The sequence below is a fragment of the Globicatella sanguinis genome (genome assembly GCF_002847845.2).
Lineage (GTDB): Bacteria > Bacillota > Bacilli > Lactobacillales > Aerococcaceae > Globicatella > Globicatella sanguinis.
Window position 1 is genome coordinate 1,970,856 of sequence record NZ_CP126962.1, and the last position, 24,440, is coordinate 1,995,295.

The following is a 24,440-nucleotide window of genomic DNA, read 5'->3' on the forward strand; positions in this document are numbered from 1 at the left end:
AACCCAATAACATGACTTATGTAGAACTAAAGGATATTGATGTGTCCTATGATAATAAAAAATATATTTTAGAAGACTTAAATTTAGCGATTCAGAAAGGAGAGTTAGTCTCCTTATTAGGCCCAAGTGGGTGTGGGAAGACAACAACCTTACGTGTAATGGCCGGACTAATTGAACATCAAGATGGTACCTTCTCAGTTGATGGTGAGAATTTAAATCAAGTACCGGTTCATAAGCGTCAGTTTGGCATGGTCTTTCAATCGTATGCTTTATTCCCACATTTAAGTATTTATGATAATGTCGCTTTCGGGTTAAAACTTCAAAAAGTGAACCCATCAATCATTAAAGAAAAAGTGATGGACATGTTAAAAGTATGTGGTTTAGAAGGACTAGATCATCGTTTTCCGCAACAATTATCTGGAGGGCAACGTCAACGGGTAGCTTTGGCACGCGCTTTAGTTATTGAACCAAAATTATTATTATTGGATGAACCTTTATCAAATTTAGATGCTAAATTAAGAGTGGCAATGCGCTTAGAAATTCGTCGCTTACATGAAAAATTAAATATGACCACTATTTTTGTAACGCATGACCAAGAAGAATGCTTTTCAATTTCAGATAAAGTAGCCGTGATGAATCAAGGTATCATCGAACAATTTGACACACCAGAACAAGTTTACAATTATCCTAAATCACGTTTTGTTGCAGAATTTATCGGTTTTGAAAACTTCATCAAAGTAACCAAAACTCAAGATGACAAATTTGTCGATCAAGCGGGTAATACTTATTATGTTACTTCGATGCCCAAAACGGAAGTATCAAGCGAATGCGTCTTGGCCATTCGACCAGAGGAAATAAAAATAGTAGAAAATCAAGTAACAAACGATAATCATTTAACTGGTACGATTACGGTGCGGACTTTTATGGGGAAAGGCTATCAATATGAGGTAGCGACATCAGCAGGAAAACTGTTAGTCAATGACTTTTCCGATAGAAAATTTGAGACTGGAGCAGAGATTCAACTGCTCTTGCCTCAAACTAAATTACTGGCTTTAATGCAATAATTAAAAAAATTGGAGGAAACAAGATGTTAAAAAAATTAGTGATTTCAGCGTTAACATTTGGGATGTTAGGAGCTTCGTATTTAGGCGGATTAACTACAGCACAAGCAGAAGAAAATAAATTAGTGATTTCAACTTTTGGTTTAAGTCAAGATCAAGTTGAAGCAGTGGTTATGGATTCTTTTGCGAAAGCGAATGCGGCTGAAGTGGTTCTAGAGGTAGGAAATGCATCAGAACGTTTAACGAAATTGAAAAATGACCCTAATTCTACGATTGATGTGATTGAATTATCGCAGTCAAATGCAGATCAAGGAGTTAAAGAGAGTTTATTTGCACCGATTACTGAAAAAGAAGTGCCGAATATTGCGAACTTAACCGACGGAGCAAAAGAAGTATTTGAACGTGGAACGGGTGTTCCTTATGCAGTAAATAGTATTGGGATTGTTTACGACAAAGAAGCATTAGGTTTTGAAATAAAGGAATGGGCAGATTTATGGAAACCAGAATTAGTAGGTACGATTGCAATTCCAGAAATTTCAACAACTTTTGGTCCGGCAATGCTTTATTTAGCAAGCGACTACAAAAAGGTCGAATTAGAATCAGATAAAGGTGAAGCAGCCTTTGTTGGTTTAGCAGAATTAGCTCCAAATATAGTTAAAACATATTCGAAATCATCTGAATTAGCGAATATGTTCCAAGCAGGTGAAATTAAAGTTGCGATTTTAGCAGATTTTGCTTATGGTATGGTGAAAGAAGCAAATTCTAATGTTGAATACGTTGTACCAGAATCAGGTACTTACGCTAATTACAATGTTATTAATGTACCAGCAAATGCTCAAAATAAAGAACTGGCTTATAAATACATTGATTGGAGAATTAGTGAAGAGTTATTAGTTCAGACTGCTGAAGCATTTAATGAAGCACCGGTTAATAAAAATGTTGAATTATCTGAAGAAGTAGCAGCTCATAAAACTTATGGTGCGGTTGCGGAACGTGCAAAAACAATGAACACCCAATTCATCAATGAAAATATGGCTGAGTGGTTAAATCTTTGGAATGAAACTTTAAACTAACAATTTGATTGTAAGTGCATTGGAAAAAGAATTGAAATCAATTATAAATCAAGCGCATTTTGATTAAATTGTGTTAAATTAAAAGGTTGAGGAAGAACGATTTTTGTTTTGACTCAACCTAATTTGTTATCGGGTATCAATAGTTAGAATGGAGGAAAAGATGCAGACTTTAATTTATAATGCTCGTGTTTTAACGATGGATAAGGAATTTACGGAGTATTATCCAGGTTATGTATTAATAGAAGATGATTATATTTTAGATGTAGGGTTACAAGAAGAGTTATTACCAGAATGGCATCAATGGGTGACAGCAACTGGGGTTAAAAATAAAGGCATTCGCCTTATTGACGCTCAAGATGGTATTGTGTTACCCGGCTTGATTAATGCACATACCCATGTCGGCATGATTCCATTTCGTTCTTTAGCCGATGATGTGAAAGACCGCTTACGTCGTTTTTTATTTCCTTTAGAAGCTCAAATGTCCAAAGAGTTAGTACGCGCTAGTGCGCAATATGCTTTGGCTGAAATGTTATTAGCGGGCATTACTACATTTGCGGATATGTATTATTTTGAGGATACGATTGCGCAAGTGACTGCTGAAATGGGCATGCGTGCTTTATTGGGAGAGACCATTATTAATCATCCGACTTGTGATGGTGATGAGGAACCCTTTTATGGATTAAAAGTCGCACCGAAATTTATCGAAAAGTGGCAGGGAAATGCATTAATTACTCCGATATTAGCACCACATGCACCGAATACTAATAGTGAACTAACTTTAACCGAAATTAAACGTTTGTCAGAATATTATGAAGCGCCAGTGATGATGCATGTTGCTGAAATGGATTATGAGATGCAATATTATGCTGATGAATTTAATATGACTCCAATTGAATATTTAAATAAAGTAGGATTACTAAATAATCATTTATTAGCAGTCCACTGTATTCATTTGACTGAACAAGATATTCATTTGATTCGTGAAAATGAAGTAAAAGTGGTTCACTGTATTGGAGCGAATACAAAGTCAGCGAAAGGTTTTATGCCTTTAAAACAATTATTAGAGGCAGGTGTACCGGTTGGATTAGGAACTGATGGACCTAGTTCAGGAAATACTCTCGATTTATTCCATCAAATGCGTTATATCGCTTATTCTCATAAGACTGTCAATCAAGATCGCAGTGCCTTTCCTGCTCGAGAAATTGTTCAATTAGCAATCAATGGGGGAGCGGAGGTTTTAGGATTAGCAGAAAAAGTCGGCAGATTAGTACCGGGGTATCAAGCTGATATCATTATTGTAGAGTCACAGTCGGTCAATATGTTTCCAGTCTTTGACCCTTATAGTGTTTTGGTTTATTCAGCTAACGCGTCGAATGTTTCAGATGTTTGGGTCGCAGGCGAGCATTTAGTCGAAGATAAACAATTGAAAAGATACGATTTAGCGACCATTCGTAAACAATTGGAAGCCAATATGACTGATTTTAAAGCAGCAGTTGAAAAAATTGAAGCTCAAGCAAAAAATTAAACAGATTTTCGGGAGATAAGAAAAAGAGTAAATAGCTTAAGAGCAGAAGACGACAATCATTTGTTATTTGTTTCGTCCGCTAGTTCTTAGTGAAAAGTTAGAACAAAGAGTAAATTCTTATTACTAAATGTTACCCATTTTAATAAGTCTGGATAGAAATGATTAAGTTTCTGTCCAGCTTTTTTGATTTATGCTATACTAAAATCGAAAATTGAGGAAAGGAGGACATTTATATGAAAAAAATTACTGGAGGTTTCAAAAACAATTAAAGCCTCTATGAGGAGCATAATATGGTAATAATTAAGGAAATAAATGAACCGTCAGAAAAATCGCAAATTGTTAAAAATATTTTGCAAGAGTTGCCTGAATGGTTTGGAATTGAAGAAGCGACTCAATGGTACATAGATGATGCTAAAGCAAGTGAGTGTCTTGTCGCTTTGGATGAGAATGAACGTGTTGGGTTTGTAACACTATCGAATACTAGTGAAGATTGCGTTGAAATTGTCTGTATGGGAGTATTACCATCCTATCATCGAAAAGGAATAGGTAAACAACTTATGAAAGCAACTGAAAAATTAATGACCGGTCGCTATCACTTAATTCAAGTTAAAACAGTAGATGAAGGTCATTATCAGCAGTATGATGCAACGAATCAATTTTATCGTTGTTGTGGCTTTAAAAAGTTAGAAGTCTTTCCGACATTATGGGATGAACACAATCCCTGTTTAGTGTGGGTTAAAGCATTATCGTAATCAAAGTCATAAAAAATCAGCATAAAATAAAACTTTTTGATTTAACTTGATGTTAATGTATAAATTGATGAAACTAATTGAAATAACAATTAGTTTCATCATATTAGACTAAGTAAGAAGGAAATCGTAGAATTGCTTGTTGAAAATGAATTTTTCACCAGATAGTATTACGAAGGGCTAAGACATTACTAAATATGAGGACGACAAAGCCACTAAAAATATAAAGAAAACAGTAACTATCTTTTCATCAAAATATTGATTTTATTCATTAGAAAAATATTTGATTGATAATAGGAAGTGGACCAGAAGTAGAAAATTGAATGATTTTCACTTCGTCTGTTCATGCCCGCACAGATGAGTAGGTCTCAAACAAGTCTTTAAGACGCAGATTGAGACCACTCAACGCTTGCCCATTGATTAACGAGCAATCACTTGAATGAAAATTTCAAGTATATCTCCAGTCTCTTTAATACTCAGATTGAGCCCACTCACCCCCTGCGCTTTTATTTACCGAACAATAACTTGGCTAACTTTATTAAGTTCATGACCAACTTTATCATTGTTTTAACTTACCTTATTACTTAATATAGTATGATCTTCTATTGCACTGGAAAAAGGCAAAGCAATAATTTTCGTTGCGCTATTTTCATTAAATACAGATTGGACAGTTTTCAAGTTCTTAATTGGATAGTGGATATCATCAAAAATCGCAATATATTCTGCTGAAGCTTTGGTATAGCGAAGTAATTGAGTATCCATCGTGAGTAACTTTGCGCGATTTAAGTCATTGCCATTGCGGATAGTTCGTATCAATTTTTCATTTTTTTGGGTAGAAATTGAGAAATCAAATTGAATGGTAATGCCTTCTTTACCCGCATAGGAAGGTTTATTGACAAATAAAACTTCTTTTTTAGTTAATAAATCTGCGACTTCTTCAAAGAAAATGTTTCGCCGAACATTTTTGTGTAATACGATTAAATTATTGACTTGCATAATAGCTTGTAACATTCGTTGTTTAACGATTGGAAATTTAGAAAAACCTGTCTCGATATATAACTCATGATGACGGCGATCAATGCCAAGATGACTGATGATATTTTCAAGTGCAGCCAAATTGGTTTTGTTCAGACTATTAAAATAAATGCCTTTGTCTTCAAGATTACTCAAAGTCCAGCTATCATCAGTAATAATGATGCAATCATTCGAAAGTACTTCGACATATAAAACAATATTGTCAAATTGATTATCTAAGAAAGGTGTATCAATGCGGATTAAATTTTGACCTAAATCTTGGAAATTTTGCTCTTTGAATAACTATTCGAAATACTGATTTTTAAGTTTGGTTGACTGTTTCATCCTGAAGACCTCCTTTGAATTAATTAATATTATTATAGGCTAAAAAAGTGGTAAAAACATCATCAATATTACTTATTTCAGGAAAATCTTGCTCATTTAAGGGATAGGCAAATAAATCTTTTTAAGTGGGAGAGCTATTATTATAAATATGGATATGACTTCCTTTTATTTTTCTTCCATCAGGATTATTGTGAGCGATATTGGGATCAATATCAATTCTCACTAAGTGGTGATGTGTTTCTTTAAAACGAAGATGCATACTAAACCGGTTGATTTCTCTTTGTCCACATTTGACTTGTAAAATGTATTCAATTTCCTCGGTATCGATAGTATATTCTTTCAAGTTTACTGCACCAAATAACGCATAGATTTGCTTGGTAGCTTCCTCAAAACTAAGGGGATTAGCAATGTTTTTAAGTCGATTAATTAATACTTTAACTAGCTCATCATTAAGATTATTAGTGTAGATTAGTCTCACCTCTATAATAAATACGCTAGCATTTCGAAAAACACTTTATACAAGAGTTTATTGGACTAAAATTTATCAAATAAACTTTTACCTATATTGTCGTGAAGCTTTCAATCTGTAGTATAATCTAATCAAGATAATTTGCATGAGTAATCAGTTAGGAGGGTAAAAATGAGTAAGAAGATCATCATTGCTTCAGATTCTTTTAAAGGGAGTTCCACGTCTAAAGAAATTGGAAGTTATATAGCGGAAGGGATTCATAGTCTATATCCAAATTACCAGACACATATTTTCTCCATTGCTGATGGGGGTGAAGGAACGGTTGAAGCAGTGATGACAGCTCTACCGGGAGAAAAAGTGACTTTGCCAGTTCGTGGACCGCTAAATGAGACCGTTCAAGCCATGTATGGTTTAATTGAACAAGGACAAACAGCTATTATTGAAATGGCACAAGCTTCCGGATTAACATTAGTCCCCGAGGACAAGCAAAATATTATGAAAGCTACGACTTTTGGTACAGGTCAATTGATTTTAGATGCCATCAATCGAGGTGTTAGAAAAATATATATTGGTATCGGTGGTTCTGCTACTAATGATGGGGGGATGGGAATGGCGCAAGCTTTAGGTGTTAGGTTCCTAGATAGTAAGGGGCAAGCGTTAACTGGTAATGCCCAAAACTTAAAAGCAATTGCGCAAATTGATCTAACCAAAATGAAAGTCAATCCTAAAACGATTGAGATTATTATTTTATCTGATGTCAACAATCCTTTATGTGGAGAAAATGGGGCAGCTAATGTTTTTGGCCCTCAAAAAGGAGCTAAAGCAAATCAAATCAAAATTCTGGATGAGGGATTACAACATTATGCTGAAAAACTAAAAGAAGTCTACAATCGTGATTTTGCTTCTATCCCTGGCGCAGGCGCTGCGGGTGGATTAGGAGCGGGATTGATGGCTTTTCTAAATGCAACCTCCAAAAGTGGCATTGATGAGATTTTACAACTGATAGAAATTGAACCAGCAATTCAAACGGCCGATCTTGTCATAACGGGTGAAGGTAGAATAGATGGGCAATCACTTAGTGGTAAAGCACCCATTGGGATTACTAAAATAGCAAAGCGCTATAATGTACCAACAATTGCGCTTGTAGGGTCACAATCGTTAGATATTGAAGCTGTTTATCAAGAAGGAATTGCAGGTGTCTTTGATATTATCAATCAACCCATGACATTAGAACAAGCGATACAACAAACACCCAAATTAGTCAAAGCCACCGCTAAAAATGTTATCTCAATTTATGGAGCTTTAGTTGAAAAGTATTAATAGAAAATAGGTAAAAAAGGTTTAAAAATTCGTTTATCAGTAATATTAGCGATAACCGTTGTTTTACAAAGTTTGCACAGTTTAATTTGTGTTAATCTTTGTTTTAAGAAGCAATCACCGTTTTTTGAAAAATGACACTAGTTTGAATGTTATTTGAGTCATCTAAATACTTAATCTACGGATTTAGCTTTGTTTTAGCCGTCACAATCGTTAATTCATTGGATTAAGGAAAATTTAGAAACATTGATCGTTTTTTATAGCGTGTGCAGATTCATCAATTGTCAATTGGCCTTATCAACTGACCTTATCATGACAATCCGGAAAAATGTAATTAAACTCACTAGAGGAGGCAGAAAAATGAAGGCTGATAAAGAGATTAAATTAGTGGCAGTAGATGTGGATGGAACATTCGTGCGTTCTGATTACACCTATGATGCCGACCGTTTTAAAGTATTACTAGAGCATATGAAGGTGATTGATTGTCATTTTGTTGTCGCCAGCGGTAATCAATATTACCAGCTATGCAGCTTATTTCCAGGTTACCATGAAGAACTCAGTTTTGTTGCTGAGAATGGAGCCTTTGTAAAAGATCAAACGGAGCTAGTATTTAACGCCAATATTGAACGAACCATTGTCCATGATATTATTGACTTTTGTGATCAATATTCAGAAATACAATATGTTTTGTGTGGGGTAAACTCTGCCTATGTGGAAAGAGCTAAAATTAGTCCAGTTTTCTTTGATGAGATGGCAATCTATTACCCACGTCTTCAATGGGTAGATGATTTAAAAGCAGTTAATGATCAAATCTTAAAATTCGGTTTTCGGGTAAAGGTTGAGGATTCAGAAAAATATTTGCAATTATTTAGTGAAAAGTTAGCGGGTAAATTAGTACCGACGGGGAGTGGTTATGGCTATATTGATTTGATTCTACCAGGATGTCATAAAGCTTCAGGTATTCAACGCTTAGTAGAGCGTTGGGGATTAACAGCAGCACAATGTGTCGCCTTTGGTGATGGGGGCAATGATATTGAAATGCTGCAATATTGTGGTCGAAGTTATGCCATGGAAAATGCACCGGACGAAGTCAAAGCAGTTGCTAAAGCTATCTGTCCATCGAATGAGGAACAAGGCGTATTAACAACCTTGGAAAAATTATTTTCTGAATCTTAGAATACGGGGTATGTGAAATAAGGTTATTAAATGATCTGGCTAATATGAACTTACTTAGAGCTATTCGGTATCGCAAAATAGATATTAAACACAGAATTAGGAGAATAAAGTGGTTCTGATCGTGAAACGAATGCTTAGAATAGGATGAGTGACGTAAGTTGTTATGCTTCAAAAAAAGATGTTTAGAACACCAAAAGCTCGTAGGCAAAAAAACTTGAAAAATTCATTTTTTAATTGAGCACTCACTCTCAATTCCCAAGAGATTAGAATTTCTAATATAATAAAATCTGTGTTGAAGAATTATCTTCAGCACTTTTTTTGGTATGACGGGCATGTCATACATCTAGGGTGCAAGTCCCTGAGGGCACCTGCTATCGGTGAACCCAATAGTGATTCTCAAGCTTGACCATCGTGAGGTGGCGAGGAGAAGAAGAGATAACGAAATCGTGGCTCCACGAACAGGAACACAATACGAAGGCGCGTATAGCGGATGAGATGGCCAAAAGCATTAAAGTCCAAATAGATAGTCGTAACCTATGCGTGTAAATTGTGGGAGTAAACGAGGAAAGATGTATGACTTATCCCGTGAGGTCTCATGAGCGTCTCAGACGTAGTAATAACGAATCATGAGAAGTCAGCCGAAGCCATAGTAGTGTCGAAGCTTGCGTAATGTAAGTGGAGCGAAGGGCTGAACAATTAACAAAGTGTAAACTACTCGAATTGTACTCCTTTATATGTCTGACTAGTTAGGACAATATCACGTATTGATGGAGAAATAACAGAAAAAATAAGACAAATAGGAACAGCGAAACAAGAAAGGAGACACACCATGTCGCAACTATTATTACAAATTTTATCGACTTCCAATATGACACTTGCACTCAAGCAAGTGAAACGGAACAAAGGAAGAGCGGGACTTGATGGTATAACGGTGGATGAAATCGAACAATACATCCGAGCAAACTGGCAAGATATTAAAGGTCAGATAATCCACCGCAAATACAAACCGACCCCAGTGCTCAGAGCTGAAATACCGAAGCCAGACGGCAGTAAGCGAAATTTAGGTATCCCGACTGTCATGGACCGAATTATTCAACAAGCTATTGTACAGGTATTGACCCCCTTATGCGAACCTCACTTCAGTGAATATAGCTATGGATTTCGCCCGGGACGTTCCTGTGAAGACGCCATCATGCAGTTATTAAGCTACCTTAACGATGGTTATGAATGGATAGTGGACATTGACCTTGAAAAGTTTTTCGACAACGTCCCACAAGACCGACTGATGTCACGGGTTCATGAACTTATTCACGACGGCGATGTTGAATCACTTATACGAAAATATTTACAAGCTGGAGTGCAAATCATGGGGGTTTATCATGAAAGTACTCAAGGAACCCCACAAGGAGGGAATTTATCTCCACTCCTATCCAATATCATGTTAAACGAATTGGACAAAGAATTAACAAAACGAGGGCTACAGTTTACGCGATATGCAGATGACTGCATTATAGCAGTCTCAAGTGAAGCAGCAGCCAAACGGGTCATGTACAGTGTTTCTCGCTACATTGAACAGAAACTGGGATTAAAAGTCAATATGACAAAGACAAAAATAACGCGCCCAAACAAACTTAAATACCTAGGATTCGGTTTTTATAAAAACACAAAGAGTCGACAATGGGCACCGCGTCCACATCAGGAGTCGATAGCACGATTTGAACGCAAATTAAAGCAGTTGAGCAAACGAAGCTGGAGCGTTTCACTCACCCAAAGAATTGAGAAACTAAATCAAGTTATAAGAGGTTGGGTTAACTACTACAGCGTAAGTTCGATGAAAACACGACTAAAAAGGATTGACGAGCATTTAAGAACGCGTATAAGGGTCGTGATATGGAAACAATGGAAGACCAAACGCAAACGACTTTGGGGACTTGCCAAGCTAGGAATGCCTAAAGGAATGGCAGACAAAGTCTCTGGTTGGGGAGACCATTATCAATTTGTAGCACTTAAATCAGGGATACAATACTACATCACAAAAGATATCCTAAGAATAAGAGGATTAATAAGTATCTATGATTATTATATAAAGCGACATGCGTTAAAAGTTAATTGAACCGCCGTGTGCCGAACGGCACGCACGGTGGTGTGAGAGGGACGGGAAACCGTCCCTACTCGATTTATCAAAGTTTAAACTGCATACTATCGCAAATTGAATATTCATCAATGAATCTTTTAACGTTTATTTATTAGTATGCTATAATAGTCAGAATGACATTATCCAATTTGTTGCACGTAACTTCCCCGGTTATAAAAACAAATGGAGTAATCTTTTTTTGTCAACTTAATAAAATCGTAGTTAGTAATATAATGATATATTTCAAGGAGTTGTTTGTTTTTAGTCACATGAAAAACAAGCTGTATCATAATTAAGCATGTAACTTAATATATTCTTAATGGATTTAATGTTTATAAAACAATTTTGTCTAAAATTTGGGACGTTTTATTCGAAGAGAAATATTTCTGGTATATTTAATTAGAATTAGAATGGTTATAGAGCTAAGAACCGTTTGTGGAGTTGATGTAAAAGTTAGATAGAATTATTTTAATTTTTTTGATTGTCAAATTAAGCTAGAATTTTTTCCTAACACATAATACGTTTGCTTTTTTTCTAATTGATAATTAAAATGGTTGTTCGAAAGTTCAAGTATAAATTAGCCACTGACTTTAAGGTTTCCACACCGTCAGATTTGTGGCAAGTGTAGTGAGTCAGATTGATGCATTAAATCGTTAGAGCTTTACTTGGATGCTCCGGTATGATACTCGCGAATAGCGAGTTGGGGAAAGGGTTTGGGTAGGAGACCCAAAAAGCATCCCCAAATCATCATGCCGGGCTAGGCACCAAGTCAAGCTCTAACAATCAGGTGCCTTACGCAATGGATTCACTGTCTTAACAAACACATTGTGTGCATTAGAAAGCATCTATCCATCCAAGTTCCTTACAACAATCGATAAAAACTTCAATTGGCGTTCGATAACCTAATGATTTTCGTGGAATTTCATTGCGGAAATGAGCTGTTTGGCTGAGTATTTCCTGCGATATATCGGTAAAATCCATCCCCTTAGATAACCCATCTCTTCGAAGTAGTCCATTAGAGTGTTCATTTAAGCCGCGTTGTGACGGACAACCGGGATCAGCAAAGTAAATATTGATGTCATTGACATTTGAAATGGCTTGCCAATCAGAAAATTCTTTTCCACAATCAAACGTAATGGATTTAAATAAATTTCTCGGTAAATAAGCAAACCAGTTATCACAAGCGATTCGCACATCACTTGCTTTGCGACTGTTAATTTTTATCGGGATGATGAGTTTACTGATTCTTTCGACCAGTGTTAGGACTGCACTCTTATGGTCTTTTCCGACAATCGTGTCACCTTCTAGATGTCCAAATTCTTTCTCATATTGTGGATTTTCTTTTTGACGATCTTCGATGGTGCGTCTAAAGTGTTGTTTACCTCTTTTTTCCTGATGTCCATTGGGCTTTCTCTTACCTTTCATCGGTAAAGTTGAGGGGTCAAAGAGTTCCGAGTCTTTAAAACGACGATAAAGTGTTCGAGCTGTACATCCTAATGGGAGTTCATTCCGACCAATGATGACGTCAGGAGACCACCTCTGGTCCACTTTTTTCTTAATATATGTGATTTGTTTAGTGTTAAAGACCTTCTTTTTGGCACCACAGCGTGATTTATTCTCTTTATATTGATCGTAGTATTCCTGAATATTACCACTATTTTTAAGAAAATTAACGACGTTATAAATGGTTTGGATGGCCCGATTTAATTTTTTAGCGATATCCGTTACTTTTTTACCGCTATCGTAATAATTTTCTATCCAAATCAATTCTTTCATGGTAAGATGTGTATAAACCATTTGTGTGTACTCCTTCCTTAGCATGTGATTTTATGTTTAGGATACCATACAAATGGCCTATGTATTTTTCTAGCTTAATTTTACTATCCAAGATATTAATGTAAAAAAGGAGATGTCCAGTGAACAACAATATATTCAGAAAGATTATGACACTCATCTTAATAACGACTCATCTGTTCTCCATTCTTAATAGTATTTCGATTGTGAGTGCGCAAGAATCGTCTACCATGCTCTCACTAGAGCACTACCCAGACCGAGAATCTAATTGGGTCTTATCAGTTAATGCCAGTGGTTTAGCGGTAGAAGATCAGTTTGTTGAACTGACCTTACCAAACAATACTGAAAAAATTAGTGTCATTAAATTAATCGATACCAGTAGGGATTTAATTAAATTACCCACAACCAATAATTTTGAACAATATACTCAGAAAATAAATCAATATCATCAATACTTAAAAGAGAAGGAACAGTATTATTTAGATTTAAAAGATTATAACCAAGTTGTAGAAACTTATAATTCGGCTGTTGCTCAATATGATCAAGCCGTTCAACAGTATCAACAGGAATACGAACAGTATTTACAAGATTTAGCGGAATATGAGGCGGCACAGACGACGCAATATATAGAACCAGTAACTGAAACACCAGGGACTGAAGAATCAGAACAGGTTATCCCAGAATCAACCGTTTCTGGAGGAGGGTCACCAGGAGTATCATTATCACCGGTAGAGCCAGTAGCACCGGTATGGGATGAAAGTATTGTCAATCCAGAAAGTTTGACTCAACCTAAAGATCCTTATGATGTCAATAAAGAAAAAATGTGGCAGCTTGCTTATGTTAATAGTGAACAAACAGTGGCGCAAGTTTTTGTTCCAACCAGTTTAAATAACACGCAAATATCAATCACGACCAGTGTGTTAAATCATATTCAAGAGAGTTATTTAGTTAAAGCCACTAATACTGTTTATTCTGGTGGAGTGAGTCAAGCTTACACTGTTGAAAAACGAGTGACGATCGAAAAGGCAGAAAATACAACGACCGAATTAGTGACCACAACGCAAACGGAGTCGACGATAGTAGAAGAAAGTGCGATGAGTTCATCAGAAGATACCACTTATGAAGTCACCACAATATCAGATACTACCACATTTTCAGACGTCGACGCTAGCAGCGAAAATAATATGACAACTGAATTAATTACTGAAATGACGAACGAAGAGCCAGAAGATAATCTGATTGAGGACTCAACTGAAAAGATCAATGAAGAATTGACAATGAATGTAGAAGAGACAACTACTCAAGCGGAATTATTACAACTAAACCAAGGAATGGAAGTTGAAAAAGACAGTATTATCGGATTTGAAACGTTTATTTTAAATTATGATGATTTACCTAACACTATTCACTTTGAATGGATAACTGATCCAGATACTACCACGATCGGGACTAGTATAGGGGAGTTTAAAGCTCTATATGAAGATGGTACAGAATCCATTTACGAAATTGAATTAACAGTAATTGATCCTACTAATGAGAGTTTATTTTCCAAAATGTCGCGATTTGCCAGTCAATCGGCACCTAGAGCGGTAGATAGTTCCATTACCTTTGAGAATTTAGATTTGAAATCATCTACTCCTCGTGATGGAAGTGAAAATATGGTTTGGCTTACGTCGGGAGACGATGTGGTTGTTTCTGGGACTTATTCTATAGCTAATGATGTTAATCCGGGAGATTATTTTACTTTAAATTTTGGTGAAATGATCCAACCCGGTGCACTAAATGTACCAAGAACAGTTCCGCCGTTATATGCTGCAAATGGTAGTATCATTGCGAATGGTGTTTATGATGCGACCACTAATACAGCTAAATATACATTTACAGACATTGTGTCTATGCTAAAAGATATTACGGGGTCTTTCCAATGGAGATTTACAGAATTATACGCTAATCATAAAGGCGATAAAGTTTTTACACCAGTATCAATAAATTTTGCGGGTGAAACTCATACAGAATTGATGGCATTTGATTATGGTTTGCAAACAGATAAAAGCATTCAAGTTAGCACCATATCAATAAACGGCACAACCAGTCCACCAACCTATACAACTACAATTTATGTTAATCAAACTAAAAATCGTTTGGGACAGGCTACGCTAAGTATTTTTTCAAAAAATATGATAGTAGACCCGAATTCTATTAAGATATATAAAGTTCCGGATACTTATGGTGATTTACCATCTAACTTTAGACCTAATACAACCGGTTGGACTGAGATTTCTAATAAGGATGTAACCAAAATAAAACGAGATGATGGTGGATATGATATTCAAATGTGGAGACCTAATACACGTGGATGGACGACAAATTCGTATCTTAACCAACGTGAACGCTATGTTGTAGTCTTTAATCATCAAGAAGTTCCTGGTTCTACAGAAATTAGTATTGGTGCGCAATTAAATGCAATCGCTGATTATGATAATCCCGGTAACCGTTTCCACTCCAACAGTGTAATTAATGCGTATGTTCCATCAGGAAATAGCTCCACTGGAACCGGGACATATTATTATCCTTTAAATATTAAAAAGTTAGATGAAGCGGGTAATGCGATTAGCTCTTCGCCAGCGACGTTTACTTTATATGGTCATGATAGCACTAATAATACACCAAGCACTGCTATCACCTCCATTTCCACCTTGGGTGGTATTGCGGTCATTAGGGATACCATTAAAGAAAATGGCACTTACTGGTTATTTGAGACGAAGTCACCGATAGGTTATCAATTGAGTGGTTATGGTTACAAAATTCAAGTGAAGAAAAATCCGGCAACCGGACAAGTTTCATTTTTAATCGACCGTTATCAAAGAGTTCCTAACACTACTGGTGGTTTTACCTATACGCAATTACCCAATCCGTATGGTAGTGGTTATGAGTGGCATACACTCGATTTTATTTTTGATGTTAAAAACACAGCTTATAAAACGAGTTTAACCCTTGTTAAAAAAGATTCACTGAATAAGAATGTATTGGCTGGAGCAGAATTTAGATTAACGAAGGAAAATGACACAACCTTTAATCAGACCATTCAATCTGATAAAGATGGTAAAATTCAATTTACCAATTTAACTATTGGTAAATATACTCTACAAGAATCGAAAGCTCCAACGGGTTATAAACTTAATTCTACACCGATGACCTTTGAAGTGGTAGCGAAACCAGATAATTCTGGATTAACTATAAATTACTTAACCAATAACTTTATAACAGTTGAAGGTACCGAGAATGTGGTGAATAATCAACCGTATACTTATGATTTTAGCCTAATTAAAAAAGCTCAAAATACCCAAACGGTTTTACCCAATGCAGAATTTACCCTAACGAAATCAGGGGAAACCAACTTTAAACAAGTCGTTATCTCAGGAGACGATGGTAGTATTAATTTCAATGGGTTAACGGTGGGGTCCTATACTTTAACAGAAACAAAAGCCCCGAGTGGCTATGAAATGCCCGCTCAATCAATGACCTTCGACATCGCAGTAAAATCAGATGGTACAGGGTTAGAAATGAAAAATGTTGCCAACACTTTAATAGTAACGGAGAATTCGCAAGCGATTATCTATAATAAACCACTCACTTACGATTTGAGCTTCATGAAGAGAGATAAGGGCAGCTTAAACTTATTGGCCAATGCAGAATTTACACTAACAAAAACAAATGATGCAAGCTTCAAGCAAGTGGTGACCACTGATAGTACAGGTCTAGTGAAATTCTCAGGTTTACTAGTTGGTACTTACCAGTTAACTGAGACGAAATCTCCTTCGGGTTACAAACGTATTAAATCGCCGATGACCTTTGAGTTAATAGTCAGTGCGGATGGTAAGTCACTTGAAATGACAAATATTCAAAATCCAATGGTAAATGCCGAGGGCAATGTCTTGAATGAAAAGTTAGTTGGTGAAATCACTTTAGTTAAAGTTGACGGCTCTAAAACCATCACCGATCAAAATCGTTTAAATGGTGCTCAATTCCAAGTTGTTTCGATTAACAATTTAGGGATGGAAACAACGGATTTTAATCAGACCGTTGACATTACTACCAATGGACAAATTACCATCCCAAATTTACCTTTAGGTAGATATCGCATAACAGAAATTAAAGCACCGAATGATTATCAATTATTAAGCAAACCATTTGAAATTGAAGTCGTTTATAATGAAGTGACTAAGCGAGTAGAGAGCAAATTACTCTCGGGCAATACTAATTTTGTTGAAAAAGATTCAGAACAGCTAAATCAGTATTACGTTAAAAATTATCTCCCAACAAAGATTCCTAATACAGGTGGTTCAGGAATACTCCTTTATACGACTGTTGGTTTATTACTCATGGTAACCTCGATTGCATCGGGGTACCTCTATCTAAATAAAACTGAAAGGGGAGATTAATTTCAGGTTGAGTTCAAGTTGCAATGTTTCAATGAGGTTTAAAAAGAAAGAGGTTTAAATATGAAGAAAAAACAAAACTTATTCACAATGTTATTCTTAGTTTTAACATTAGTGATGAATACTTTTACACCAATCGTCGCCAATGCACAAACGGCGACAAGCACAACCGTTGTTAATATTACAAAAGTTGTGTCAGAGGAAAAATTATCAGAATCTGAACATGATGGATCACAATTAAATATTCAAGAAAAATTTGGCGAAGGCGCTTCTTATATTAACGGTGCTCAATTTAATATTTATTCGATCTCACAAGATGAATATAAAGCTTGGGTAGATAGTAAAACGCCACCGACACCTACAACATTAGTGGAAACTGTAACTACATCTGGCGCAGGTTTAGCAACCTTATCATTAGAGGATGGTTATTACTGGATTACTGAAAACCGCGAGGTAGCAGCTACTTTAGGGGTAGAAGGCTATGTGGCGACTGATTTTGCTTTAGGTTTGCCTTTAATGAACGAAGACGGAACTCGTCGAGAAGAAGTGTACTTATATCCAAAGAATACGACTTCTTCAAGTATTGACAAAACTGTTACAAATTTAGAAGCTAAAAGTGACGGATATGCGGTTGGGGATACGATTACTTACTGGATTCAAGCAAAAATTCCAGCAGGGGAATTAACAAGCTTTACTTTTACCGATACTTTATCAGCAGGGTTAGCTTTTGCAGATCCAATCAATGTTCAAGCTTTTATTGCTGAAACAGGTATAACAGAAACGGCGACAGTTGAAGGTGGAACACCTGTTACGCCTACTTCTTCAGTTAATGGACGAACAGCAACCTTTGACTTAACGAGCCAAATCAAAACTTTAAAGGCGAATGCTGGTAAAACCGTATACTTACGTTATGATGCTGTGATTACGAAAGATGCTGTGATTGCGACTAATTTACCAAACGATGCAAAACTAACATATAAACGTGAGGGTTCAAGTGAAATAACAAAAGAAGTAGAAAATGACCCTGTTGTTTATACAGGGGGTAAAAAATTCAAAAAACAAGACCCAGTTGCTAAAAAATCTTTAGAAGGTGCTGAATTTGTCATCAAAAATACTGAAGGTAAATTCATGTTACAAGATGAAAATGGAAAAATTACATGGGTAGATGACCAAGATTCAGCAACTAAATTAACGTCGTCAAAAGATGGTACATTCGAAGTAAAAGGTCTCGACTTCGGCGCGACATCACAAACATTAGATGCAGCATCAATGACGTATTATATCATTGAGACGAAAGCGCCAGAGGGCTATGTGATTCCAGCAGAATTAAGAGAGGGTCTAAAATTCACTGTTAACCAAAATTCATATAACGAAAATGAAGTTGAACTACATGCAGAGCCTACAGGTTCAGTTATCAATAACAATAGCCAACCGAACATTCCAAATACCGGTGGTATTGGTTCTGTTATCTTCGTAGTGATTGGTTTAATTGTGATGGTATTAGCAGCTTTAGGATACAAAAAATTTGCTTAATTAAAGTAGCGTAGTAAAAGAAACAGAAGCGAATTTATTTTCGCTTCCTTCCTTAAATTGACAAACCATTTGTCGATTTAAGAAAGGAAAGGTTATGAAGGAAGAAAAAGGAGGGGTTGGATGAAACATTTATTTAGAGGAACCTTATGGCTAACTATGCTATTGATGATTATTTCATGGTTAAGTCTGCAACAGGTAGATGCTGCTGAAAGTTATCAATTAATCATTCATGATAGCGATAACCCAGTAGCAGATATTCATTATACCTTATGGCATGTCGAAGATTTATCCTATCTAGAACAAGAAGAAAAAATGAATAATTTTAGCATAGCTGAATTAGATGCATTATTTCCAACGCATTACGATACTGATAAGACTGATAGTCAAGGCTATACGGAGATTACACTCCCAGCAGGTATTTATTATGTCCGTGCATTATCAAAAAATCAATTTAACGACAATATCCAACCTTTTTTTGCTGAATTACCAAGTAATAATCAACGTATCAATCCTAAAAGTACTCAAATGGATGGAGCGCTAAAAATTATAAAGCAAGATCAAGCAGGAAAACTGCTAGCTGATGTAGGATTTGAACTCTATTATCAAAATGGACTGACTCCTCTTTTATTCAATAAGGGAAAATTTACTACTGATGGAAAAGGTTCTTCATTTTTGCAAACAGATGAAAAAGGCGAAATTTACCTTGAACAACTCCCAGCAGGTCAGTATGAACTGAAAGAAATAAAACCCCTCACGGGGTATCGTCCGTTGGAAGCTACCATAAAAGTGACGGTAAATAGTTTAGAAACAACAGAATTAGTTGTCTATAATGAAGCAGTTGAGTTAGGCGGTTATCATTTTAGAAAAGTGGACGCAAAAGACCCAACACTTGGACTAGCAGGTGCTGTCTTTGAAGTTCAACAATGGGTTGATCATCAATATCAAACGTATCGTATCGATTTAAAGCCCTATACAGTACAATCAGCAGAGAATGGGTACTTCGAAGTACAAAATTTACCTTACGGTAAGTATCAGTTAGTTGAAATCCAAGCACCAATTTTAAATGGCGATCGTTATCAATTGTCAACTCAACCTATTCCCTTTGAAATAACGGCTGAAAGTTTTTATAACAAAACTGTAATGGTCATCTTAAATCACCGTGAACCCAATGAAACAACAATTGCGGAAAAACCAAACAAACCGAATAAATACTTACCAGAGACGGGTGAAGCCACGAATAGAATTTTATCGGTAATAGCCATTTTTATATTAGGCTTTGGCCTTTTATTCTTACGTAAGAAAGGAAAATAATGAATTGAGCAATTCTATTAAATCAAAGAAAAAGAAAAATCCTTTCGTCTTATTCTTATTTGCTTTGTTATTTCTTATTGGAGCGAGTGTTTTAGCTTTCCCTTTCGTTAGTCAGTACCTATACTATCAAGCATCTCAAGTAGAAGTTAATTATTTTGAAAAAGAAGCTGAAAAATTAACGGATGAAGAAATAGACCAGCGCATTTATCTGGCTAATGCCTTTAATGCCGGATTATATTATGGAAGAAGTGAAGGGCCAACCCAAGTGGAAGATCCTTATAGTCAAGAAGAAATAGAAGCTGGTCGAAAAGAATATGCTAGTATGTTGGAAATTCATGAACAAATGGGGAACTTGACCATTCCAAAAATATCGGCAGAATTGCCTGTATTTGCTGGCACTTCTGAAACAGTCCTTCAAAAAGGAGTAGGACATTTAGAAGGCTCATCTTTACCGGTCGGAGGTAATAATACTCATGCGGTATTGACTGCACATCGAGGCTTGCCAAATGCACGTCTCTTTACAGATTTAGATAAACTGGCAGAAGGGGATTATTTCTATTATAAAAATGTTAAAGAAACTATTGCCTACCAAGTCGATAAGATTTTAGTCATTGAACCCACTGAAGTCGATCAATTGAAAATAGAACCCGGTCATGATTATATGACGCTCTTAACCTGTACGCCTTATATGATAAACTCACATCGATTAATAGTGCGTGGCCATCGAGTACCATATGACCAAGCAATTGCTGAAAAACAAGTTCAAGAACATCGAATGAATAATCGATATCGAATACTGTTTTATATTACATTGGGTATTTTAATTTTTGTGTTATTCCTCAATTTACTAGGATTTTTACGACGAAGAAAAAGAAATAAAAATAACTAAAATTTAAAGAGCTATAATTCAATTATTAAATTGGTAATAGCTCTTTTCAGCTTTGTATGGGTGAAATAGTCAACTAATAATAAGGAGAGGAAATGTTAGAATTGTGTTATAATAGTCTTAATAAGTTCTTTATTTTATAATTTTTAAGCCGTACGCAAACTACGGGAGAAGATGTTAATCTATTATTATTCATCGTTATTTTCGAAACCCCTTTCTTAAATAAGCTGTTGAAGATAATATTTTATTGGTATCTTATTAAGGAGGTCACTCGATGAAGTTAGGTTATGCTATTGAATATATTAGACAGAAAAGAGATATACCAATTAACACACTTATCGAAGGCGTTTTATCTCGATCGACTTACAATCGTTTTGTTAACAATGAAACGAGATTGTCATTGTCAAAATTTGTAGAATTATCTTTGCTGTATATGGCATAATTGAAATGTAGTTTACGGCAGTTAATTCATGTTGGTCAAATTCGACCAAAAATATACAAAAAAACCACTTGCCAACATTCAAAAATAACTTTAAACTCCTCGTTAGACCAATAACGTTTGACAGGAGGATATTTAGGAGATGTTAACAGTGGCTGAAGTAAATTATATCAGATATGAAGTGAATCAAAAAGATGAAAGTTATGCAAGTGTTAGTCGAAAGACAGGTTTCGATGCTCGTACAGTAAAAAAATATGCCAATCAAGAAGACTTTGAAGTTAAGAAACCTCAGTGCCGAAAGGCACCTGTCATGGATCCAGTAAAACCAATTCTTGATGAATGGTTGAATGAGGATTCTAAAAAGAAACGGAAATATCGCCGCACGGCGAAACGTTTATTTCAATAGCTTGTGGAAAAGCATGATTTTAAAGGGTCTGAGAGAAGTGTTCGCCAGTATGTTTCTAAACGAAAAAAAGAATTAAAAACAATGGTTGATCAAGCGGCTTTACCTTTAGAATCTATCCCGCGGACAGCCCAAGTGGATTTCGGAACGGCTCCTTTTGTTTATCAATCAGAATCGATGGAGTTACCCTATTTGGTGATGTCGTTTCCTTTCAGTAATACGTTTTATTTTCAGGTTTTTCCTTCGGAAAATGTAGAGTGTTTACTCGAAGGTTTACAACGTATGTTTCATCATATGGGTGGGGTTCCGAGAACCATTCGATTTGATAATTTTAGACCGGCAGTGAAAAAGATATTAGGCAAAGGAGAGCGAAAGCTCACGGATGTGTTTGAACGCTTTGTGGGGCATTATGGCTTTCATTATGAATTTTGTAATCCAGGTAAGGGGAACGAAAAAGGCCATGTCGAAGCGATGGTGAAGTATGTAAGGAATAATTTCTTATTACCGGAATGTCATATTGAAGATTTAGATCAATTTAATGAAACGTTATGGCAAAAAGCTGAGGATGATCGTGATCGTTCTCATTACAAAAAGGATGTGCCAATAGATACGCTCTATCAAGAGGATTGCGCACAATGGCTTCTCCTTCCGGAGAAATCATTTGATTGCGTACGTTATGAAGTAGTTAAAGCTGATAAATATGGTTTTATTACTGTGGATAAAAAACAATACTCAAGTTCGCCTCGATTCGCTGGGGATAAGTTAACCGTTGCGATCACATATCATTCAGTGAGTGTTTTAAATGAGCAACATGAAGCTGTGGTTCATCATTCGAGACTCTATGGTGTTAGACGAAAATCAATGGTTTGGCAACCCTATCTTGATTTATTATCTCGACGACCACGAGCGATTAAGTACACCAGTATCTATGATCATTTCCCAGAAGAATGGACGCGATATTTAAAAGCTTGTACAGAAGATGAGCAAAAAGAAGCTTTAAGATTATTAGGTACGTTACTTAAAAATGATGATTTCACGCTACTGAATCAGGCGCTAAATGATGTATCAGCACAAGGACATCCAAGTGTTGATCAAATTAAACATCGATTCTATTCACTCGTTAATAATCAAGAGGATTATTCAACATACACGCCACAAATGTCTTTACCGGATATGCCTGATATCACAAGAGGACTTGATCATTATGACGCCCTCTATGCGAAAGAAGGTGGAGCGCGTGAATAATCAAATTATAGAATACGCCAAACGCTTAAAACTCAGCTGGATTCGAGAACATTACCACGAGGTGACAGCCGAGTCAAATGAAACTTACTTGGTTAAGTTGTTTGAAAAGGAAATAGAGCATCGAGAAGAGCGCAAAGTCAACTTACTGTTGAAGCAAGCGCAACTACCTAAAACAGGCCATCAGCCTTTTCAGTGGGAACATATTCAGATTCCGCACGGAATCGACCGCGATACGATTATTCAGGGTGATTTCATTAAGAGACAAGAAAATCTCATTCTTTATGGAGGTGTTGGGACGGGCAAAACTTATTTATCTACGCTCATTGCCCTAAATGCCACACATAGATATGGCAGCCAGGTGAAGTTCTTTACCGTGGCAGGCTTAGTTAACAAGCTTATAGAAGCAAATCAACAAGGACAGCTACCAAAGTTGATGAAACAGCTAGACAAGCAACACGCGATAATTTTAGATGAATTAGGTTATATCCCTCTCAACAAAGAGGGCGCAGAATTACTCTTTCAGGTCATTTCTATGTGTTACGAGAACAAGAGCTTAATCATCACAACGAATCTTCAGTTTGGGCAATGGAATCACGTCTTTGGAGATCCAGTATTAACGGAAGCCGTTATTGATCGACTCATTCACCATTCCCATTTATTAATGTTTAGAGGCGATAGTTTCCGTTATAAAGAGTCATTAATTCATGAGTAGATAGTGATGGCAAGTGGCATACAAAATTAATTGCCGTTTAACGCAATTCCCTATTGCCAAATACATCTTTGCGTCTAAAAGTTGATGCTGAAGATATTTTGAAATTAATTGATCAGGTGGACTTATTTAAGCGGGAAGAATTTTATAATTTTGATTGGGTGGATTTGTCTAGCTTGCAACACTATGACCGCACTCAATTATTATCAGCAAAAAATTTTATTACTAGCTTAGCACAAGAAGATGAATATTATCAGCATATTAATTGGTATATAGATTTAGTTTTAGAAGTCCGCTATCAAATACCTATTCCAAAGTCAGAATTAATGGAGATTGAGTCTTATTTACGCAATATGCCAAGGTGGTATCATTTTGAATTTGCATTACTATTTCATACAATGCATCATTTTGAAGATTTTTTACTTTATAAAGCTTTTGACCAAGCAGAAAAATATGTGGCCAAAGAAATATTTTTAGATTACACACAAGTAGTATATACTTTGTGTAGTAATATTTATTTTTACCTGTTGTATAAAGGGACTCCGATGGAGCTAGAAAGATTTGAAAAGCTAATCGAAACTCATCCGCGTTCGCACATTTTGTTTAAACAACGTGTCATGTTGCATTTTTATCGATTATTAGTCGAAACTGATAATAATAAAGAGCAAGAGAAAGCAGTAAAACAGTTATTTGAAAATTGTCAAAGGTTTGGTGCTAACACTGTCGTGCAAGAATTAACTCAAAAATATCAACAGTATTTTACGATGCATTTAGAGTAATTATCGTAAGTTTATTTATAATCCATTACAGAATTTAAC

Annotated in this window: 19 protein-coding genes; 16 read left to right on the top strand and 3 right to left on the bottom strand. The window is 35.9% G+C overall.

Annotated features, from left to right (window positions below):
* Nucleotides 1-11: 11 nt before the first annotated feature.
* From CYJ72_RS08835 to CYJ72_RS08850, 4 genes are all read left to right on the top strand, one after another.
* Nucleotides 12-1,064, top strand: coding sequence for an ABC transporter ATP-binding protein (locus tag CYJ72_RS08835; protein ID WP_101813597.1), 1,053 nt, complete (start codon nucleotides 12-14; stop codon nucleotides 1,062-1,064).
* A 23-nt stretch (nucleotides 1,065-1,087) separates the two neighbouring features.
* Nucleotides 1,088-2,134, top strand: coding sequence for an ABC transporter substrate-binding protein (locus tag CYJ72_RS08840; protein WP_101813596.1), 1,047 nt, complete (start codon nucleotides 1,088-1,090; stop codon nucleotides 2,132-2,134).
* A 160-nt stretch (nucleotides 2,135-2,294) separates the two neighbouring features.
* Complete coding sequence (locus tag CYJ72_RS08845) at nucleotides 2,295-3,659, top strand: amidohydrolase (protein ID WP_101813595.1); 1,365 nt, start codon at nucleotides 2,295-2,297, stop codon at nucleotides 3,657-3,659.
* 290 nt (nucleotides 3,660-3,949) lie between these two features.
* Nucleotides 3,950-4,411: a GNAT family N-acetyltransferase gene (locus tag CYJ72_RS08850; protein WP_101813594.1), complete on the top strand. Its 462-nt coding sequence runs from the start codon at nucleotides 3,950-3,952 to the stop codon at nucleotides 4,409-4,411.
* Nucleotides 4,412-4,975: 564 nt separating this feature from the next.
* On the opposite strand, the gene CYJ72_RS08855 is transcribed toward CYJ72_RS08850, so the two are convergent.
* Both CYJ72_RS08855 and CYJ72_RS11685 read right to left on the bottom strand, forming a co-directional pair.
* Nucleotides 4,976-5,683 (bottom strand): DUF1828 domain-containing protein, encoded by a 708-nt coding sequence (locus CYJ72_RS08855; protein ID WP_101813593.1) that lies wholly within the window; start codon nucleotides 5,681-5,683, stop codon nucleotides 4,976-4,978.
* Nucleotides 5,684-5,888: 205 nt separating this feature from the next.
* Nucleotides 5,889-6,245 (bottom strand): DUF6978 family protein, encoded by a 357-nt coding sequence (locus CYJ72_RS11685; RefSeq protein WP_101813592.1) that lies wholly within the window; start codon nucleotides 6,243-6,245, stop codon nucleotides 5,889-5,891.
* 162 nt (nucleotides 6,246-6,407) lie between these two features.
* Between CYJ72_RS11685 and CYJ72_RS08865 the strand changes: the two genes are divergently transcribed.
* From CYJ72_RS08865 to ltrA, 3 genes are all read left to right on the top strand, one after another.
* A complete protein-coding gene (locus CYJ72_RS08865) occupies nucleotides 6,408-7,556 on the top strand; it encodes a glycerate kinase family protein (protein WP_101813591.1) in 1,149 nt (382 codons plus the stop codon).
* Between the two features lie 357 nt (nucleotides 7,557-7,913).
* Complete coding sequence (locus tag CYJ72_RS08870) at nucleotides 7,914-8,729, top strand: Cof-type HAD-IIB family hydrolase (RefSeq protein ID WP_101813590.1); 816 nt, start codon at nucleotides 7,914-7,916, stop codon at nucleotides 8,727-8,729.
* Between the two features lie 829 nt (nucleotides 8,730-9,558).
* Nucleotides 9,559-10,842 (top strand): group II intron reverse transcriptase/maturase, encoded by a 1,284-nt coding sequence (gene ltrA / locus CYJ72_RS08875; RefSeq protein WP_284629402.1) that lies wholly within the window; start codon nucleotides 9,559-9,561, stop codon nucleotides 10,840-10,842.
* Between the two features lie 855 nt (nucleotides 10,843-11,697).
* Here ltrA and CYJ72_RS08880 read toward each other — a convergent pair.
* A complete protein-coding gene (locus CYJ72_RS08880) occupies nucleotides 11,698-12,660 on the bottom strand; it encodes an IS30 family transposase (RefSeq protein WP_284629404.1) in 963 nt (320 codons plus the stop codon).
* Nucleotides 12,661-12,779: 119 nt separating this feature from the next.
* Between CYJ72_RS08880 and CYJ72_RS08885 the strand changes: the two genes are divergently transcribed.
* From CYJ72_RS08885 to CYJ72_RS08925, 9 genes are all read left to right on the top strand, one after another.
* Nucleotides 12,780-17,099, top strand: coding sequence for a SpaA isopeptide-forming pilin-related protein (locus tag CYJ72_RS08885; RefSeq protein ID WP_284629406.1), 4,320 nt, complete (start codon nucleotides 12,780-12,782; stop codon nucleotides 17,097-17,099).
* Nucleotides 17,100-17,159: 60 nt separating this feature from the next.
* A complete protein-coding gene (locus CYJ72_RS08890; protein WP_284629408.1) occupies nucleotides 17,160-18,629 on the top strand; it encodes a SpaH/EbpB family LPXTG-anchored major pilin in 1,470 nt (489 codons plus the stop codon).
* 120 nt (nucleotides 18,630-18,749) lie between these two features.
* Entirely contained in the window at nucleotides 18,750-19,940 is a 1,191-nt protein-coding gene (locus tag CYJ72_RS08895; protein WP_101813195.1) for an LPXTG cell wall anchor domain-containing protein, read from the top strand.
* A gap of 4 nt (nucleotides 19,941-19,944) precedes the next feature.
* Nucleotides 19,945-20,829: a class C sortase gene (locus CYJ72_RS08900; protein ID WP_257876925.1), complete on the top strand. Its 885-nt coding sequence runs from the start codon at nucleotides 19,945-19,947 to the stop codon at nucleotides 20,827-20,829.
* A gap of 271 nt (nucleotides 20,830-21,100) precedes the next feature.
* Nucleotides 21,101-21,268 carry a hypothetical protein gene (locus CYJ72_RS08905; RefSeq protein ID WP_284629411.1) on the top strand — a complete coding sequence of 56 codons (168 nt, stop codon included), beginning with the start codon at nucleotides 21,101-21,103 and terminating at the stop codon, nucleotides 21,266-21,268.
* 148 nt (nucleotides 21,269-21,416) lie between these two features.
* A complete protein-coding gene (locus CYJ72_RS08910) occupies nucleotides 21,417-21,671 on the top strand; it encodes a hypothetical protein (RefSeq protein ID WP_284629413.1) in 255 nt (84 codons plus the stop codon).
* 3 nt (nucleotides 21,672-21,674) lie between these two features.
* The gene (gene istA / locus CYJ72_RS08915; RefSeq protein ID WP_284629415.1) at nucleotides 21,675-22,913 is read left to right on the top strand and encodes an IS21 family transposase; all 1,239 of its coding nucleotides are present in this window, start codon (nucleotides 21,675-21,677) and stop codon (nucleotides 22,911-22,913) included.
* Entirely contained in the window at nucleotides 22,906-23,625 is a 720-nt protein-coding gene (gene istB, locus CYJ72_RS08920; protein ID WP_284629417.1) for an IS21-like element helper ATPase IstB, read from the top strand. Before istA ends, istB begins: the two co-directional genes overlap by 8 nt.
* 98 nt (nucleotides 23,626-23,723) lie before the next feature.
* Nucleotides 23,724-24,401 (top strand): hypothetical protein, encoded by a 678-nt coding sequence (locus CYJ72_RS08925; protein WP_284629418.1) that lies wholly within the window; start codon nucleotides 23,724-23,726, stop codon nucleotides 24,399-24,401.
* Nucleotides 24,402-24,440: the final 39 nt, after the last annotated feature.